17 protein-coding genes are annotated in these 14,555 nt (G+C 56.0%); 5 read left to right on the top strand and 12 right to left on the bottom strand.

Annotated elements, in window-relative coordinates; genetic code table 11:
• Positions 1–108: 108 nt before the first annotated feature.
• Positions 109–1,563, bottom strand: a complete 1,455-nt coding sequence (locus AC4PCC_RS16080; protein ID WP_492125181.1) for a sugar porter family MFS transporter — start codon at positions 1,561–1,563, stop codon at positions 109–111.
• 177 nt (positions 1,564–1,740) lie between these two features.
• Positions 1,741–2,121: a hypothetical protein gene (locus AC4PCC_RS16075; protein ID WP_492125180.1), complete on the bottom strand. Its 381-nt coding sequence runs from the start codon at positions 2,119–2,121 to the stop codon at positions 1,741–1,743.
• Positions 2,122–2,484: 363 nt separating this feature from the next.
• Between AC4PCC_RS16075 and iraP the strand changes: the two genes are divergently transcribed.
• Complete coding sequence (gene iraP, locus AC4PCC_RS16070; protein WP_492125179.1) at positions 2,485–2,781, top strand: anti-adapter protein IraP; 297 nt, start codon at positions 2,485–2,487, stop codon at positions 2,779–2,781.
• Positions 2,782–2,921: 140 nt separating this feature from the next.
• Here the strand turns inward: iraP and AC4PCC_RS16065 are convergent, their stop codons facing one another.
• The gene (locus AC4PCC_RS16065) at positions 2,922–3,125 is read right to left on the bottom strand and encodes a hypothetical protein (RefSeq protein ID WP_492125178.1); all 204 of its coding nucleotides are present in this window, start codon (positions 3,123–3,125) and stop codon (positions 2,922–2,924) included.
• A 326-nt stretch (positions 3,126–3,451) separates the two neighbouring features.
• Positions 3,452–3,697, bottom strand: coding sequence for an exopolysaccharide production protein YjbE (yjbE, locus tag AC4PCC_RS16060; RefSeq protein WP_067705082.1), 246 nt, complete (start codon positions 3,695–3,697; stop codon positions 3,452–3,454).
• A gap of 570 nt (positions 3,698–4,267) precedes the next feature.
• On the opposite strand from yjbE, the gene AC4PCC_RS16055 reads away from it, so the two are divergent.
• Both AC4PCC_RS16055 and AC4PCC_RS16050 read left to right on the top strand, forming a co-directional pair.
• Positions 4,268–4,855, top strand: coding sequence for a class I SAM-dependent methyltransferase (locus tag AC4PCC_RS16055; protein ID WP_492125177.1), 588 nt, complete (start codon positions 4,268–4,270; stop codon positions 4,853–4,855).
• A gap of 85 nt (positions 4,856–4,940) precedes the next feature.
• Positions 4,941–5,171: a hypothetical protein gene (locus tag AC4PCC_RS16050; RefSeq protein ID WP_067705085.1), complete on the top strand. Its 231-nt coding sequence runs from the start codon at positions 4,941–4,943 to the stop codon at positions 5,169–5,171.
• A gap of 70 nt (positions 5,172–5,241) precedes the next feature.
• On the opposite strand, the gene AC4PCC_RS16045 is transcribed toward AC4PCC_RS16050, so the two are convergent.
• Both AC4PCC_RS16045 and AC4PCC_RS16040 read right to left on the bottom strand, forming a co-directional pair.
• Positions 5,242–6,246, bottom strand: a complete 1,005-nt coding sequence (locus tag AC4PCC_RS16045; RefSeq protein WP_492125176.1) for an acyltransferase — start codon at positions 6,244–6,246, stop codon at positions 5,242–5,244.
• 128 nt (positions 6,247–6,374) lie between these two features.
• Positions 6,375–6,596 carry a hypothetical protein gene (locus tag AC4PCC_RS16040; RefSeq protein ID WP_492125175.1) on the bottom strand — a complete coding sequence of 74 codons (222 nt, stop codon included), beginning with the start codon at positions 6,594–6,596 and terminating at the stop codon, positions 6,375–6,377.
• 553 nt (positions 6,597–7,149) lie between these two features.
• Between AC4PCC_RS16040 and copM the strand changes: the two genes are divergently transcribed.
• Together copM and AC4PCC_RS16030 are read left to right on the top strand one after the other, a co-directional pair.
• Positions 7,150–7,506, top strand: a complete 357-nt coding sequence (gene copM, locus AC4PCC_RS16035) for a CopM family metallochaperone (protein WP_492125174.1) — start codon at positions 7,150–7,152, stop codon at positions 7,504–7,506.
• Between the two features lie 139 nt (positions 7,507–7,645).
• On the top strand, positions 7,646–7,840 hold the full coding sequence (locus AC4PCC_RS16030; protein ID WP_067705562.1) for a hypothetical protein: 195 nt from the start codon (positions 7,646–7,648) through the stop codon (positions 7,838–7,840).
• 41 nt (positions 7,841–7,881) lie between these two features.
• On the opposite strand, the gene AC4PCC_RS16025 is transcribed toward AC4PCC_RS16030, so the two are convergent.
• From AC4PCC_RS16025 to AC4PCC_RS16000, 6 genes are all read right to left on the bottom strand, one after another.
• Entirely contained in the window at positions 7,882–9,459 is a 1,578-nt protein-coding gene (locus AC4PCC_RS16025) for an ABC transporter substrate-binding protein (RefSeq protein ID WP_492125173.1), read from the bottom strand.
• A 107-nt stretch (positions 9,460–9,566) separates the two neighbouring features.
• Positions 9,567–10,232 (bottom strand): ABC transporter ATP-binding protein, encoded by a 666-nt coding sequence (locus AC4PCC_RS16020; protein ID WP_492127545.1) that lies wholly within the window; start codon positions 10,230–10,232, stop codon positions 9,567–9,569.
• Positions 10,225–11,073: an ABC transporter ATP-binding protein gene (locus AC4PCC_RS16015; protein ID WP_492125172.1), complete on the bottom strand. Its 849-nt coding sequence runs from the start codon at positions 11,071–11,073 to the stop codon at positions 10,225–10,227. Before AC4PCC_RS16015 ends, AC4PCC_RS16020 begins: the two co-directional genes overlap by 8 nt.
• Positions 11,063–11,923: an ABC transporter permease gene (locus AC4PCC_RS16010; RefSeq protein ID WP_067705112.1), complete on the bottom strand. Its 861-nt coding sequence runs from the start codon at positions 11,921–11,923 to the stop codon at positions 11,063–11,065. The genes AC4PCC_RS16015 and AC4PCC_RS16010 overlap by 11 nt, the downstream gene beginning before the upstream one ends.
• Positions 11,920–12,972: an ABC transporter permease gene (locus AC4PCC_RS16005; protein WP_492125171.1), complete on the bottom strand. Its 1,053-nt coding sequence runs from the start codon at positions 12,970–12,972 to the stop codon at positions 11,920–11,922. Before AC4PCC_RS16005 ends, AC4PCC_RS16010 begins: the two co-directional genes overlap by 4 nt.
• Complete coding sequence (locus AC4PCC_RS16000; protein WP_492125170.1) at positions 12,972–14,540, bottom strand: ABC transporter substrate-binding protein; 1,569 nt, start codon at positions 14,538–14,540, stop codon at positions 12,972–12,974. The genes AC4PCC_RS16005 and AC4PCC_RS16000 overlap by 1 nt, the downstream gene beginning before the upstream one ends.
• Between the last annotated feature and the right edge of the window lie 15 nt (positions 14,541–14,555).

The raw sequence follows: 14,555 nt of genomic DNA, 5'->3' as shown, positions 1-14,555 counted from the left end.
TTTCTCCATCAATAAGATAGGATAATTCTGGCACTATAATAGCGACTTCGCCATGAGACGAGTATGAAAGGGGGAAAGTGATGGGTGCGCGTCCCTGCGCACGGGCGATTAGCTGCCGCTCTGCGGTGCCGGATCGTCCTGTAAATGCTTTTTGAAGTGCTTCTCAATCTGCTCCAGCGTCTTGCCCTGGGTTTCGGGGGCGAAGAAGATAGCAAATATCCCTCCGGCCACGCCTATCGCCGCAAAGGCAAAGAAGGTGAAGGTCAGGCCAACGTGCTCCAGCAGGATCGGGAACATAAAGGCAATCGAGAAGTTTGTCATCTGCATGGCAAATACCGAGATACCGTTAGCCATGCCACGGATGCGCATCGGGAACATTTCGGACAGCAGCAGCCAGGTGACCGGCGACAGCGCAGCCTGCTGAAAGCACAGGAACACCAGCATACCGCCCAGCACCATATAGCTGCGCACCGTATCCGGATGGCCGTTGACCGTTTCCGGCATCAGCCAGGTGATAAGCCCAATGGCCAACACCGTACAGGTACAGCCGATTTGCCCGGTCAGCAGCAGCGGACGGCGGCCAAAGCGGCTCAGCAGCATAATGCCGACAAAGGTCATGATGACGGAAATCACCCCGTTGGCGATGGTCGCCAGCAGCGAAGCGTTAGTGCCAAGCCCGGTAGACTGCAACATGGTCGGCGCATAGAACATAATGGTGTTCACGCCGGAAAGCTGTTGCAGCATGGCAATACCGATCCCCAGGGCCACCAGCCGCTTCATCCATACCGAAATGGTTTTCTGACGGCGAGCGTGTTTTTCACTTTTCGATGACATCGATTTGCGAATTTCGCCCAACTCTCTTTCGACCATGCGTGATTTGCGGGTGCGCTCAAGCACGTCACGCGCTTCACTGTAGCGACCATGCATCGCGTACCAGCGCGGCGTATCGGGCAGAAATAGCATGCCGACCCACAAAATAACCGCCGGAATACAGGCTACGCCCAGCATCCAGCGCCAGGTCGTTTCACCCCCCCAGACTTCATTGATGGCTGCGTTACTGGTATAGGCGATCAGCTGACCGGAGACGATCATCAGTTCCTGAAGGGTAACAAACTGCCAGCGCCGATTTGCCGGGACGATTTCGGCGATATAAATGGGAACGATGGCAGCTGCGCCGCCTACCGCCAGTCCAAGAATAAAGCGGAAGGTAATCATCATCACGACGTTCGGCGCCATGGCACAGCCAAGCGTACCGACAATAAAAATAAGCGCCATGGCCAGAATGATTTTTTTACGGCCAAAGCGGTCTGCAACCCGTCCGGCGGCAATGGCACCAATAGCCGATCCCAGAATCAGGAAGCTGGTGACCATACCGGTGGTCAGTGAGGTCAGATGCAGGTCGTGCTTCATAAACAGCAGCGCACCGGCAATAACACCGGTGTCATAACCAAATAGCAAACCACCCAGAGTGGCAATAAAGGCAATTACTTTGACCAGCGGTTCCGTCGACTGCGGCGTTTTGGACGCCTCGCCGGTGGTACCGCCGTATGATTTGTCTGTCACTTGCTACTCCCCGAATAGTGCTATTTTGTGATTTTCATGTGACTAAGATCACACGCACCCTAAATTTACTCTACGTTGACAAATTTGGTAGGAAAAGTACGAAATATAATTTTTTTATTTGTCAGCAGAGGGGAGCGGGGGAGGTAAGGACTGCCGGAGCGTACTCCGGCAGGGGGACTAGTGCTGAACATTATGAACAGATTTGGCTGCGGCATGCGGCCAGCTGGCGGCAGCGAGGCGCGCCACCCGGTGAGGCGTGCCACCGGTGCGTGCACGCTGAAGCGGCGCGTTTTCCTGCGACCCTAAACGCCGATCGGGGGCAGAGAGTTCATGGTACTCATTCAGCCAGCGCAGATATTCTTCCCTGACCTGCGTGATATTTTCGCCACCCTGAGTGGTACGAATATAGAGCTGCGCGCAGGTGCGTGATTTGTCCTGTATGTAAATTTCGTACTTTTTATCCCATGCTGGTGTTTCTGGTCGTTCACGTACAATAACGTCGTTAAAGCGCAGATGCTGCCAGCGCATGAGTCGTTGATAAAAATGTGTTTTATCCATGACGGATTAACCTCTCCGTTTTTCTAGTCATAATTTGGGCGTTCCACTAAAAATACAGCGCCCGGGGCCTCTCAGGGCGGCATAACGTTGTGACACGTTAATCAAGTAGAGGAAGTGAGCCAGCGCCCTGCCCGTTGGGGCCGGCTGGTTAAATCTAGACGAAATCCCCCGCTTCGCCAGCAGCAGGATATTTTTAGGAACATTTCCTGGCCTGGAAATCTCTGTATTTAAAATAACTAGTTGATTTTAATGTTTTTAATGGGTTTTATCGCGAATCACGGGAGTGCTTATTTTTGTCAGTTTATATTTACTCAACGCGCTGCGAGATGGTAATTTCTTACCAAAATAATTTGGGGGCGTAACATGAAGCAGTTAGTGATCGATATTTTGTTAAAAATGGCCAATATCGAAGTCGGTGCTAAAGAACTGACGGCACAGGTTGAGGCCCAGTCGCTGCTGTTGGCGGCGCTGATGATCACCGCCAGTAAAGAGGGGAGCTCATCCATTTCGGAAAATATTCACAATGCTATCGCCACCGCATCTTCTGCTGGCGAGCAGGTGATGCAGTCGGATGTCGATCTGCTGTTAACGCATGTCAACCGCCTGCTGGCCGTCACCAGCTGGGTTGATGAAGTGGCGAAGAGCACCGAACAGGAGTAGCACACTGACCTGATGCGATTCCTCAGTGTCCGGGAGTTGGCGAATTGCATGTTTGCCCAGAGTGAAAAACGCCCGCCATTACTCCCTGTAAGGCTTTGCGCTTTAGCCATGGCTGGCCCCACACCTGAAAGTTTGGTGCGTCAACGTTGCTGGCCGGCTTCGGACGTCTGGCGATCCCGGTACACTTCCCCACACAGCAGCACCGCATTGGGCCGACGCTGATGGATGCGATCCGCCATCTGCTCACAGGCTTTTTTGTCAGGGAAAATATGCTCGGAAACGGGCAGGGCGTCACAGGCATCATGCCCGCAGGCGCTCACAAGTAAAACAAAGCCAATCAACATAGCTCACTCTTTTAAAGATGGTCATTCAGCGTTGAGTATAGCCGAAGCGAGCAACACTGTGACGTTGCGGGGCGGCGAGGTGAAGACGGGTAACGGCCATCGCGCTGTTCGGCACACCAGGGGACAGCTATCAGGGCGCTGTTGCTGAAGAGGCAGCCGGCAGGTAGAACAGCGTGGCTGATAATGCAGGTTTCAAAGCCTGCCAGCAGGTAAAACGCGTCGCGGAGGATAGCCATAAGCATGCCGCCCGCGACGCTCACCCGGTCAATAAAATTACCCGCTGCCTGCTGGCGGGGAAATTCCCCGTTACCCGCAGGCGGGCGGAATTAATGCGCCATGGTCGCGGTAGTGGTGGTCGCCGTGCCGGTACTGGAACCTTCACCGCCGCCGCCCATCGTGGCCAGCGCCACGCCGAGCAGGGCGGCAATGGCCCCAACGCCCATGGCGTTTGAGTTACCCTGAGCCATCGTGGTGGCCTCGCTACCTGCGGCTACCCCGGTTTCAGGTGCAGCAAATACGCTGCTGCTGCCGGTAAGCGTCACAAACAGGACAAGGGCGGTTATTTTTTTCATTTTTTATTTATCCTCAGGCAGTGGTGGGGGTAAGAGCGGCTGAAGCATAAATTTAAATGCAGATGTTTGAAACAGGGGGGGAAATCGCTTTTTGATGCTTTGCTGGTGGAGGGATGAAATAAACAGATCCGGTTAATAGCTGGAGTTTCTACGCGGTCGATCCGTGAATAAAGCCTCTCTGTCACGCCAGGGAAGCCTGCCGCTTCGTTATCCCGGTTTATTTATCGGATTACCCTCAGAGCAGGTGCAGGGTAATAGTCTCAGGGCCAACACATCCGGCTGGCTATAAATAAGAGCCAGGGAAATAAAGAATCGGGCTTCTATTTTAGGAATAAAACCGGTCACAATTTTAGTCTGTTTCCAGGTGGATTTTACTTAACTCAAATCCCGTCATCGCCAACATGCGTTGTATGCTGATATGTAAGCACGTTACAGGATGTGAACTTTCAACGCTGCACTGACATACTTAATGCGACTAATCCGAGTTTTCTGTTTAATTCCCTGACTTTTAAGAACTCATTAAGCTTACTGTGGCCTACTGAACGAACTTATTTCATTCAGGGAGTTAGTATGCTGTTGTCTGCATTTTCCTATATCAAAGATAAGACCGGTTATTTGCAGGAGTTTCTCACCGATCCGCGTAAAACAGGCACCATTGCGCCCTCATCCGGTTTCCTGTGCAGAACCATGTCCGATGCCGTTGAGTGGGGAAGCTGTCAGCGCATTGCGGAACTGGGGGCGGGTGATGGCGTACTGACCCGACACCTGCTCTCCCGGATGCGGCCTGATGCAGAGCTGCTGGCCTTTGAAACGAACCCCCGGTTTATTCCCAAGCTTCAGGCGATTGACGATCCGCGGCTGACCATCACCACGGCATCGGCAGAGACGCTGAGCCACGAGTACGATGCTATCTTTTCTGGCCTGCCGCTGCTCTCCCTGCCCCAGAAGGTACGTGACACCATTCTGGCGCGTGCGGCCTCACTGCTCAGCCCCCACGGCGTATTCGTTCAGTTCCAGTACACCTCCCTCTCTGAGCCGCTGATATCGGACCATTTTGCCTGGCAACGTACGCGAGTACTGTGCAATCTGCCGCCCGCGTGGGTCTATCGCTGTCATTCCCGGGGCGCTTATTCTGCTGCGCGTGATGCGAATGGCTGAGCCGGCGTGGCCGGGGGGAGAATATGAGATGGCAATCTCCGCATTCTCTGCCAGGCTTAAATTTCACCCATGACAGGAGGAGAAGATGAGTAATGCAATCGATATACCCGATTCAAGCGATGAGGAAGTCTGTAACATCATTGGCAAAGCGGTAGTGGATCTCAGCATTACCGGCCAGCCCGTCAACAAAGCTACGCTGGCATTGAAGCTGCTGGCGATGGCGGATCAGGATAATGACGAAGAGCGAATTTTGCTTTACTGGATTGCGCGTAAAGCAATCAATCAGCCCCACAGATTTGCTTCGGCTCTTTACTGACGGTGGCGATGCCCGGCCAGGATTGCCGGACGAGCGGCCGCTTATGCCAGCGGCCGTTTTTGTTGGTTGCTCAGATGATCCTGCGCAGCCAGGGAACAAGACGCAGTAGCCAGCAAATAGCGGCAGAAATAATATAGCAGATCAGCGCGACCGCCGGGATCGTCAGCGCCGAATAGTAACCCTCAAAGTTAATATCAAACAGGCGCAGTAATAATTCCAGCACCATCAGGTGGACAAAGAATATTCCCAGGCTTAAACGCGATAGCGTTTTAATAAGGGTAATGCTCCGTCGGCTATAGTTTATTGGCGCGTTGAGTAACATAAAGAAGCAGGCAAGCGACACCACGACAAGGGTCGGCGCAGAATAAAAGAGGAAGACTTCATTCGGCTTAAAGGTGCTGATTGAGAGCGAATAGGTCATGACCGCCGTCAATACGGCAGAAAGAATAAAGATAATCGCTGAAATTATCACCTTGGGGTTGATGTCAAAACGTCGCGCAACGCCGCCGATAATATAGAACCCTGAAAGGTACACCACCATATCAATATTACTCGGCGTGGGAATGGCATGCCCCTCCAGTAAATTGGCCTTTACGTTATCAAACAGCATATAGACCGAGGCCAGCACAAACCACACGGTGAGCGTGTAATTAACCCGCGGCTGGCTGCCATTTTGAATAAAGGTATTCAGCAGGGGGGTAACCAGGTACAGCAGGATCAGGGTATAGATAAACCACAGATGCGGATACGCAGGCGTACTGAGCAGTTCCAGCAGGCTGACCGGTGTGGTATCTCCCTTAAAGGAATGGCTGTAGATAATGTAGATTACGGACCAGGCGACCAGCGGAATAACCAGGTTGAGTACGCGTGTTTTTAGCGTACTGAGCAGGGATTCATTTTTATTCAGAGAAATATAGCCGGTAATGAGCAAAAACAGCGGAAACGCGATACGCCCCAGCGCTTCATACATAACCGACACGGACCAGGCTAAATGGAAGTAGCTAAAAGGTATCGCTGCCGTATGCAGCAAAATAACCAGAAAGGTAGCTACCAAAGACAGCAGCTTAATATTCATTATTTTCAACGCCTAACTCCCCGTTAAGAAGCCTCATCTGGCCAAAAGCCAGACGATCGCCAATACGCTAAAGGTATCATACTCCGTCGTGCTGACGAATCGCGGGGCGCAAAAATAACCCTGGATTTTCAGCCGGGCTGGGAAGCGCGTTCAACGGTGAGGGTAGCCGGGCAGACTTCATTGGCCTGAACCACACGATACTCCGCTTTTCCCTGATGGATATACATGCAGGCGCGACCCGCCTCTCCGCCGTCCTGCTCCTGAGAGAGTCTTAGGGTAATTTGTTCCGCCCCGGCGGCGTTCACCAGGGGAATGAAGGCGAGGGCAGACACCATCATAATTTTCAGCACAGCGACACTGCATAATTTATTCATAGTAAACATGGCCAAAAGGAGAAAATGATATGCCAGCAGCAGGCAATTCCGATCGGAACATCGGATCGTTTAGTTTGTATACCGCCATTGCTCATGCTAACAGAGTGCAAACGTTGCTGAAATATCGGATGAAGCCGACATTCCTGCCACCAGAGTTTTCTTATTTATTGTGGATCTGTTCGGGGATTGCGATCGCGGATTGATTCTATCGCGATGCTGGAAACCTTCTTCGATTTTACGCAGTATTTCTGAGAGGTGACCTGAGGAATTCAACATACGCCGCAAAAAAGTGCCTCGGGAAGTGGGAAACCCAGCAGCACTTCCCGAGGCCGTGCAAATGCATAATTCGTTACCTGATGAAAAATAGTCGTTTTTTTACTACCACACAAGTTTTTTGTTATTTCTCAATTAAGTGCGGGTTTTCTGGTCGAATAGGAGCGGCAATTCGGTTATTTCTCCTTGACCTTCCCCCTGCTGGAAGGTAGAGGATACGCCCTACCATTTACTCAACGTCGAAAGGGAATAGTTGATGAACATTGTCAAAATCGCAGTTATCTCCACGCTTCTGCTGTCCGCTGCCGCCATGGCGGATGACACGATGTCTATGCCTGACCGCCAGGCTCAGGGAACGGCTGCTCAGCATAGCTATCAGAGCGGGATGGATAAAATGCATCACAGCATGCAAAAAGGCATGACCTCGCACGATCCGGACGTCGCCTTCGCTAACGGTATGACGGCCCATCATCAGGGCGCCATTGATATGGCGAAGACCGAGCTGAAATATGGCAAAGATCCTGAAATGCGCAGGCTGGCAGAGGCGATTATTAACGCGCAGCAGCCAGAAATTGACCAGATGCAGGCGTGGCTGAAAAAGCAGAAAAAATAGCCTTTCAGTGAGGCTGATGCTGCTTAATAAGGCGATAGGGCAGGCGTGAGAGGATATTAACGTGGGCGAAGGAAAAAACTCACCCGCTGAGGCGAAAGTTGTTAAAATTAACTTCTTTCTCAAACTCATGGAATACATTATGTCATCGGAAATTGCACATCCCTCTACCAGCCCAAAGCAGGCTGCACTTCAGCTGGTTATTGAACTGGTCCGTGCGGGTAAGCTCAGTCCATTACAGGGCGACGCCTCCAATATGATCTCTATTTATGAGCAGTTCAAAGCCCACTTTGAAGCGGATAAGCAGAAAAAAAGTTCGGAATCTGCCATCTCATAAGTGTCGGGCGGCGTTTCGCCGCCCGTGCTTATCCCCCGGCGTCAATTTTTACTCACTCGATCGTAGTAGAGCATGCTGGTGCCGATCCCCTGCTGCGCCCCCTGAATATTACTGCGCAGGCCCACCAGCTTTTGCCCCTGTAGCGTGACGACGTAGGGAGAGTTTTGCTGAATCTCCGTCTGTAGCTGCTGATAGAGCGCATTGCGGGTTTTCACATTGCTCTCAGCCGCCGCGGCACGCGTCTGCTCACTGAGCTTTGGAATGGTCCAGCCCAGCCGCCATGCCAGGGTTTTCGGGCCATTCGGCACGTTGTAAGCAAAGGTGCTGGCGTTGGTATTGGGGTCAACATAGTCCGCCCCCCAATAAATAAAGATCGACTGAAAGTTACGTCCGCGCATTTTTGCCCACAGCTCCGCTTCCGTCACCGGCTGGATATCAATTTGGATATCGGCTTTGGCAAAGCTGGCCTGGAGAGCCTGTGCGATATCGGTGTAGGGTGGCTGGTTTACGATGGTCAGTGAGAAGCGCGTGCCGGGCCTGATCCCTCCCTGCTGCAAAATCGCTTTTGCCTTGTTCAGATCGTAGTGGAAAGGCTGACTGGTAAGGGCCCCGTCGAAACCCTCAGGCAAAAATGTCTGATGCACCTGAAACTGGCCCTTCAGCAGATCCTTTGAAATCCCATCGTAATCAACCAGCCAGCGGGCGGCCTGCCACAGCGCCGGGTTACCCAGCGCACTTTGCTGTTTGTTCTGCGTGTTGAAGCCCAGATAATAAATCAGGCTGGACGGAAAGCTGGCAACGTTCACCCCGGACACCTTTTTGAGCGCATCAAACTGATCGGCACCCAGCTCATAGGCGACATCGGCATCCCCCTGCTGCAACAGCAGGCGGCGGGAGCCGGGATCGGACACTCCCTTAAGAATGACCCGCTTCAACTTCGGCAGCGGCACCGCGTGAGGGTTCTCCTCCAGCACCAGCGCCTGCTGAGGGACAAAGTTGCGAATGGCGTAGGCCGCGCTGCCCGCCGAGTGGTTGCGCAGCCAGCCGTTGCCAAAATCACCGTTGCTGGCATGCTGCTGCGCCAGCTTGCTGTCCACCACCGAGGCCACCGGCGCGCTGAGCAGCCGCAGCGCCAGATCGCGGCCAATCGCCGAGGTCCAGCGGATCTCAATCTGATGGTCACCCTGTGCGATCAGCTGGCCGTCGATATTTTCCGGCGTCCAGCCAAATTCACCGAGAATAAACGCCGGCGTCTTGTTGAGCTTTACGCCCCGGCTCAGCGAATACACCACGTCCTGCGCGGTAACCGGATTTCCGCTGGCGAACGTGGCATCAGGGCGCAGGGTGAAGAGCAGACTGCGATCGGTGGCGCCCGGCTGCCAGGCGCTGGCAAGTGCGGGATCCAGCCTGCGCGGATCGGTGCGATCGGTGGCGACCAGCCCCTGATAAACGTTAATCAGGCTGCTGGTGCTCACCGTTTCAAAGCTTTCAGCGGGGTCGAAGCTGATAATGCCGTCCAGCGGTATGGCAACCACCAGCGTATCGGCTGGCGTAGCGGCATGAGCCAGCTGGGCTAAGCCCAGCGTGACCGCTGCGGTAAGCGTAAGAATTTTTCGCATTGTGGAGTCCTGGAATGGTAGCATTATCAGGACTATAGGGGGAAACGCAGCGGGGGGAAATGCTGATTCCGGCAAGGGTTAGCTGATTAACAGATTAAGCGTTTCCCTCAGGGCACGATGTAGCCCCTATCCATATGCACCGCGCGATCGCACATATGATCGATCACCTGCGGATCGTGACTGACCAGCACCATGGTCAGCTTATCCTCCTGCTTCAGGCGGTTCAGCAGGTTAAGGATCTCTGCCTGCACCGACATATCCAGCGCCGAAGTGGGCTCGTCCAGCAGCAGGATCTTCGGCTCCAGCAGCAGCGCCCGCACGATAGCCACGCGCTGGCGCTGGCCGCCCGAAAGCTGGTGCGGATAGCGGTCGGCCAGTTCAGGATCCAGACCGGCATGGCGAAAACCGGCGTCGATGCGCAGATTGATATCCTTTTTCTTCAGCAGCTTCAGCGGCTCTGCCAGGGTGCGCCGCAGGCGATGGCGTGGATGCAGTGAGGCATAGGGATCCTGAAAGACCATCTGCACGTCCTGACGAAGCTGGCCGGTAAACGCGCTCCCCGGCCTGGCCTGATGGCCTGCCAGCGTCATCTTTCCCTGCCAGTGGGGATTTAATCCGGCCAGCGCCCACAGCAGCGAGGATTTGCCGCAGCCCGACGGGCCGACCAGACCAAAGCAGGAACCGGCCTCAACCGTCAGAGACACGTCGTGAACGACGGTACGGGTTTCATAGCCCAGTCGGTGAGAAACGCTCAGGTCGCTCAGCTCAATGATGTTCACGGTGTGCCTCCAGTGCCGCGCGGTCAAGCACCGGCAGCGGTTGTCCTTTGGTTGCCAGGCTGGGGCGGCATGACCAGAGCGTGCGGGTATAGGGGTGGGTCGCGCGCGGCAGATCGGCCGCGGGTAGCCGGTCAAGAATTTCACCCTGATACATCACCATCACCCGTTCGCAGTGTTCGGCAACCTGCTGAAGATCGTGACTGATCAGCAGCAGCCCCATATTTCGCTGTTCCACCATCCGGCGGATCAGCGCCAGCACCTGATCGCGCATGGCGTGATCCAGCGCCGAGGTCGGTTCATCCGCGATCAGCAACTGGGGATCGGCTATCAGCGCAATGGCCAGCATCACCCGCTGACCCATTCCGCCTGACAGCTGGTGGGGATAGCGGCTCATGAGCTGGCGCGGCTGAGGCAGGCCGACCGCGTCGAGCATTTCGCAGACCTTCTCTTTTATCTCCGCCCGGCTGAGCCTCGCGTGGAGCTTTAGCGGCTCCGCCACCTGCCAGCCGATGGTGCGCATTGGATTAAGCGCATATTTCGGGTCCTGCATCACCATAGCGAGCTGGCCACCACGCAGCGGTGCCCACTGGCGTTCGCTTAGCGTCAGGGCATCTTCACCCACCACGTTCAGCGTCTGCGCATTCAGCCGCAGCGAGGGGGAAAGCAGCCCCATCAGGCTGCGCGCGGTTAACGATTTCCCGGAGCCGGATTCGCCCACCAGCGCCACGCGCTCGCGACCCAGCGTGAAGCTGATATTGTTGACCAGCGTGGCACCGCTGGCGCTGGCGATACGCAGGCGGTCCGCCACGATCAGAGGAGAGTTTTCAGTTGGCATGTCGGGTATCCAGTCGGTCACGCAGGCCGTCGCCCGTCAGGTTAAAGGCGAGGCTGGCGAGAAGGATCGCGCCGCCGGGCGCGGCAGCCACCCACCACTGATCGAAAATCACTTTGCTGCCCTCGGCCACCATCGAGCCCCATTCGGCGGTCGGCGGCTGTACGCCCATGCCCAAAAAGCCCAGTCCGGCGGCGGAGAGAATGATACCGCCCAGGCTGAGCGCGGCGCGAACCACCGCACCGGGCATACAGAGCGGCAGGATATGGCCAAACATCAGGCGCAGGCCGTTGATGCCCTGCATGCGGGCCGCGGCCAGATAGTCACTACGGCGCAGCGCCAAAGTTTCCGCGCGCGCCTGTCGGGCGAACGGGGGCCAGCTGGTTAACGCCAGCGCCAGTGCGCCGTTCATCAGTCCCGGACCCAGCATCGCCACCAGCGCCAGTGCGATAACCAGATTCGGCAGCGACAGGAAAATATCGGTAATGCGCATCAGCACCCGTTCGGTCCAGCCGCCTAAATAGCCCGCACAGATGCCGATCAGCATGCCCACCGGAATGGTCAGTACCAGGATCAGCGCGACCAGCAGTAGCGTCGGACGGGCACCGTAGATCACTCTGGAGAGCAGATCGCGGCCAAAGCCGTCGGTTCCCAACCAGTGAGCGGAAGAGGGCGGTAGCAGACGGGCCGTCATCAGCTGTGCGTTGGGGTCGAAGGGGGCCAGCAGCGGCGCCAGCAGCGCGGCCAGCACCAGCACTGCAACCAGCGTACCGCCGATGGCCAGTGAGGTGACGCGGGGGCGTCGGCGTCCGCGAGGCGGGACGCTTTCAAGTTCAGTCAGGTTCTGCGTCATCGGGTTCTCGGATCGGTAAGATAAGTCAGCGCGTCCGCCAGGGCATTTAGCGTGATAAAGCAGCCGCCAATCAGCAGCGTTGAACCCAGGATCGCTGGCGTATCGGAGGCAAATAGCGCGTTAGTCATATAGCGCCCCACGCCCGGCCAGGCAAACACCGTTTCCGTCAGGACCGAGCCTTCCAGCAGCGTGGCATAGGAGAGCGCCAGCACGGTTATCAGCGTACCGCGGACGTTAGGAAAAACGTGCAGCAGCAGGATACGACCCCGGCTGGCGCCTTTGGCGCGCGCGAGAGTGACATACTCTTTACTGCTCTCTTCCAGCAGCGCCGCGCGCAGTAGTCGGGTTATGCCCGCCATTGCCAGCAGCGCCAGCACCACCACCGGTAGCCAGAGATGGGCGATGGCATTGCGGAACATCTCCGGGTCGCCTGAAAGCCAGCTATCAATCAGCACCAGGCCGGTTTTAGGCTCCAGCGTATAAATCCAGATGTCATCCAGCTGCCCCGGCCCGGCGGACCAGTGAAGGACTGCATAGAACAGCAGCAGCCCGAGCAGACCGAGCCAGAACACCGGCACCGAGTAGCCCAGCAGTGAAACCAGTCGCGCCAGGTTATCCAGCAGGCTACCCGGCTTCCACGCTGCCAGCAGCGCCAGCATAATCCCCAGTGTCGCACCGAGGATCATCGCACAGGTCGCCAGCTCGAGGGTGGCGGGAAAGGTGCGCAGCAGATCGGCTGCCACGGGCTGGCTGGTGAGGCGGGATATCCCCAGGTCGCCGTGCACCAGATGCGTCAGATAGTGCCAGAACTGCATCAGCACCGGCTGGTCCAGCCCCAGATCGCGCCGCACCTGGGCATAGGTCGATTCGCTGGCGTGGTCGCCCGCAATTTGCAGCACCGGGTCGACCGGCGACAGGTGCGACAGCATAAAGGTAAAGGCCAGCAGGCCAAGCAGCGTCACCGCCAGCGAGGCGATGCCGGTCAGCAGCCGTCCGCCCCGGAGCCAAAACACCCGCGCAGATGCGCGGGTCACCGCAGCGTCTGCCATTATTTACTGACCTGGCCGTAGTAGACCATATCCGGGTTGATACCCTGCACGTAGCCTTGCAGATTGTCGCGAACGGCGATCAGGTTGCGCGCCTGTAAGCCAATCACGTAGGGCGAGTTCTTCTGCACTTCACGCTGCATATTCTGATAAAGCGCAATGCGTTTGGTCTTGTCGCTTTCTGCGGTAGCGGCCAGCGTCTGCTTGTTCAGCTCAGGAATATGCCAGTTTGAACGCCAGGCCAGCGTGGTGCTGCCGTTTTCCGGGTTATAGGCAAAAGCCGATGCGTTGGTATTGGGATCGAAATAATCGGCTCCCCAGGCATTCAGCGTGGCGTCATAGTGATGCGCCTTAACGGTGGTGGAGACTTCGCTGCTGATCCCGGGGATTAGCTCAACCTTCACGCCGCCTTTGGCAAAGCTGGCCTGGAGCGCCTGAGCGATATCAAGGTAGGGCGGCTGATTGCTGACGATCAGCTTAAAGCTGACATTTTTTAGCCCGGCCTTGCTCAGAATGGCTTTGGCTTTGTCCGGGTCATAGGTATACGGATTGTCATTCAGCGCACCGAGGAACCCTTCCGGCAGAAACGCCTGATGCACCTGGAACTGACCTTTCAGCAGCTGGTCAGCAATGCCGTGATAGTCGAAGAGGTAGCGCGAGGCCTCCCACAGCGCCGGATTTTTCAGTACCGGATTGGCTTCGGTATTGAACTGCATGTAGTAAAGCGAGGCCATAGGGATCGCCAGCGGCTTCACGCCGGGTTTATTCTTCAGCGCGGCCATCTGATCGGCACCCAGGTTGCGGGCAATATCCGCATCGCCCTGCTCAAGCAGCAGGCGGCGGGCTGCCGGCTCAGGCACGTTTTTAATCAGGACGTTTTTCAGCTTTGGCGCACCGCCTGGTGAGCTGGCGTTGGCAGAGAGCAGCAGCACCTCGTGCGGAATATATTTGCGGATCTGGAACGGACCGCTACCCGCCGAGTGCATGGCCAGCCATTTATTACCGAAATCGCCCTTCTGCGCGTTGGCCATGGCGGTTTTTTCATCAATAACCGAGGCGACCGGCGCGGCGAGCAGGCTGAGCACATAGGTGGGGCTGACATTTGCCGTCCAGCTAACCTGTACGTGTTGGTCATCCACTTTTTTCAGCTGCGCATCGATATTCTCTTTGTTCCAGCCAAGCTGGGTAAGAATAAAGGAGGGATCGAGGTTCAGCTTCACCACGCGGCTGAGGGAGAAGATCACATCTTCCGGGCGAACCGGATTGCCAGAGGCGAATGTTGCCCCCGCGCGCAGGGTAAATGTCAGGCTGCGATTGTCACTGCCGGGCTGCCAGGCGCTGGCCAGCGTAGGCCTCAGCTCGGTCGGGTTCTCAGGATTGGACTGGATCAGACGTTGATAAAGGTTAGTAAAAGCCTGCACCGACGTGAGCTCGAACCCTTCAGCCGGGTCAAAACTGCTGGCGTCATCAATAGACTGGGCAATAACCAGCGTATCCGGTGGCGTGGCGGCAGAGGCGTTAAATGAGGCGGCCAGCGCCACGGCGAGAATTGATGGAACCGCAATCTTCATGGCTTTTTTTACCTT

Source organism: Erwinia sp. L03-1, from assembly GCF_058686115.1.
This window is presented reverse-complemented; position numbering and strand designations above follow the sequence as displayed.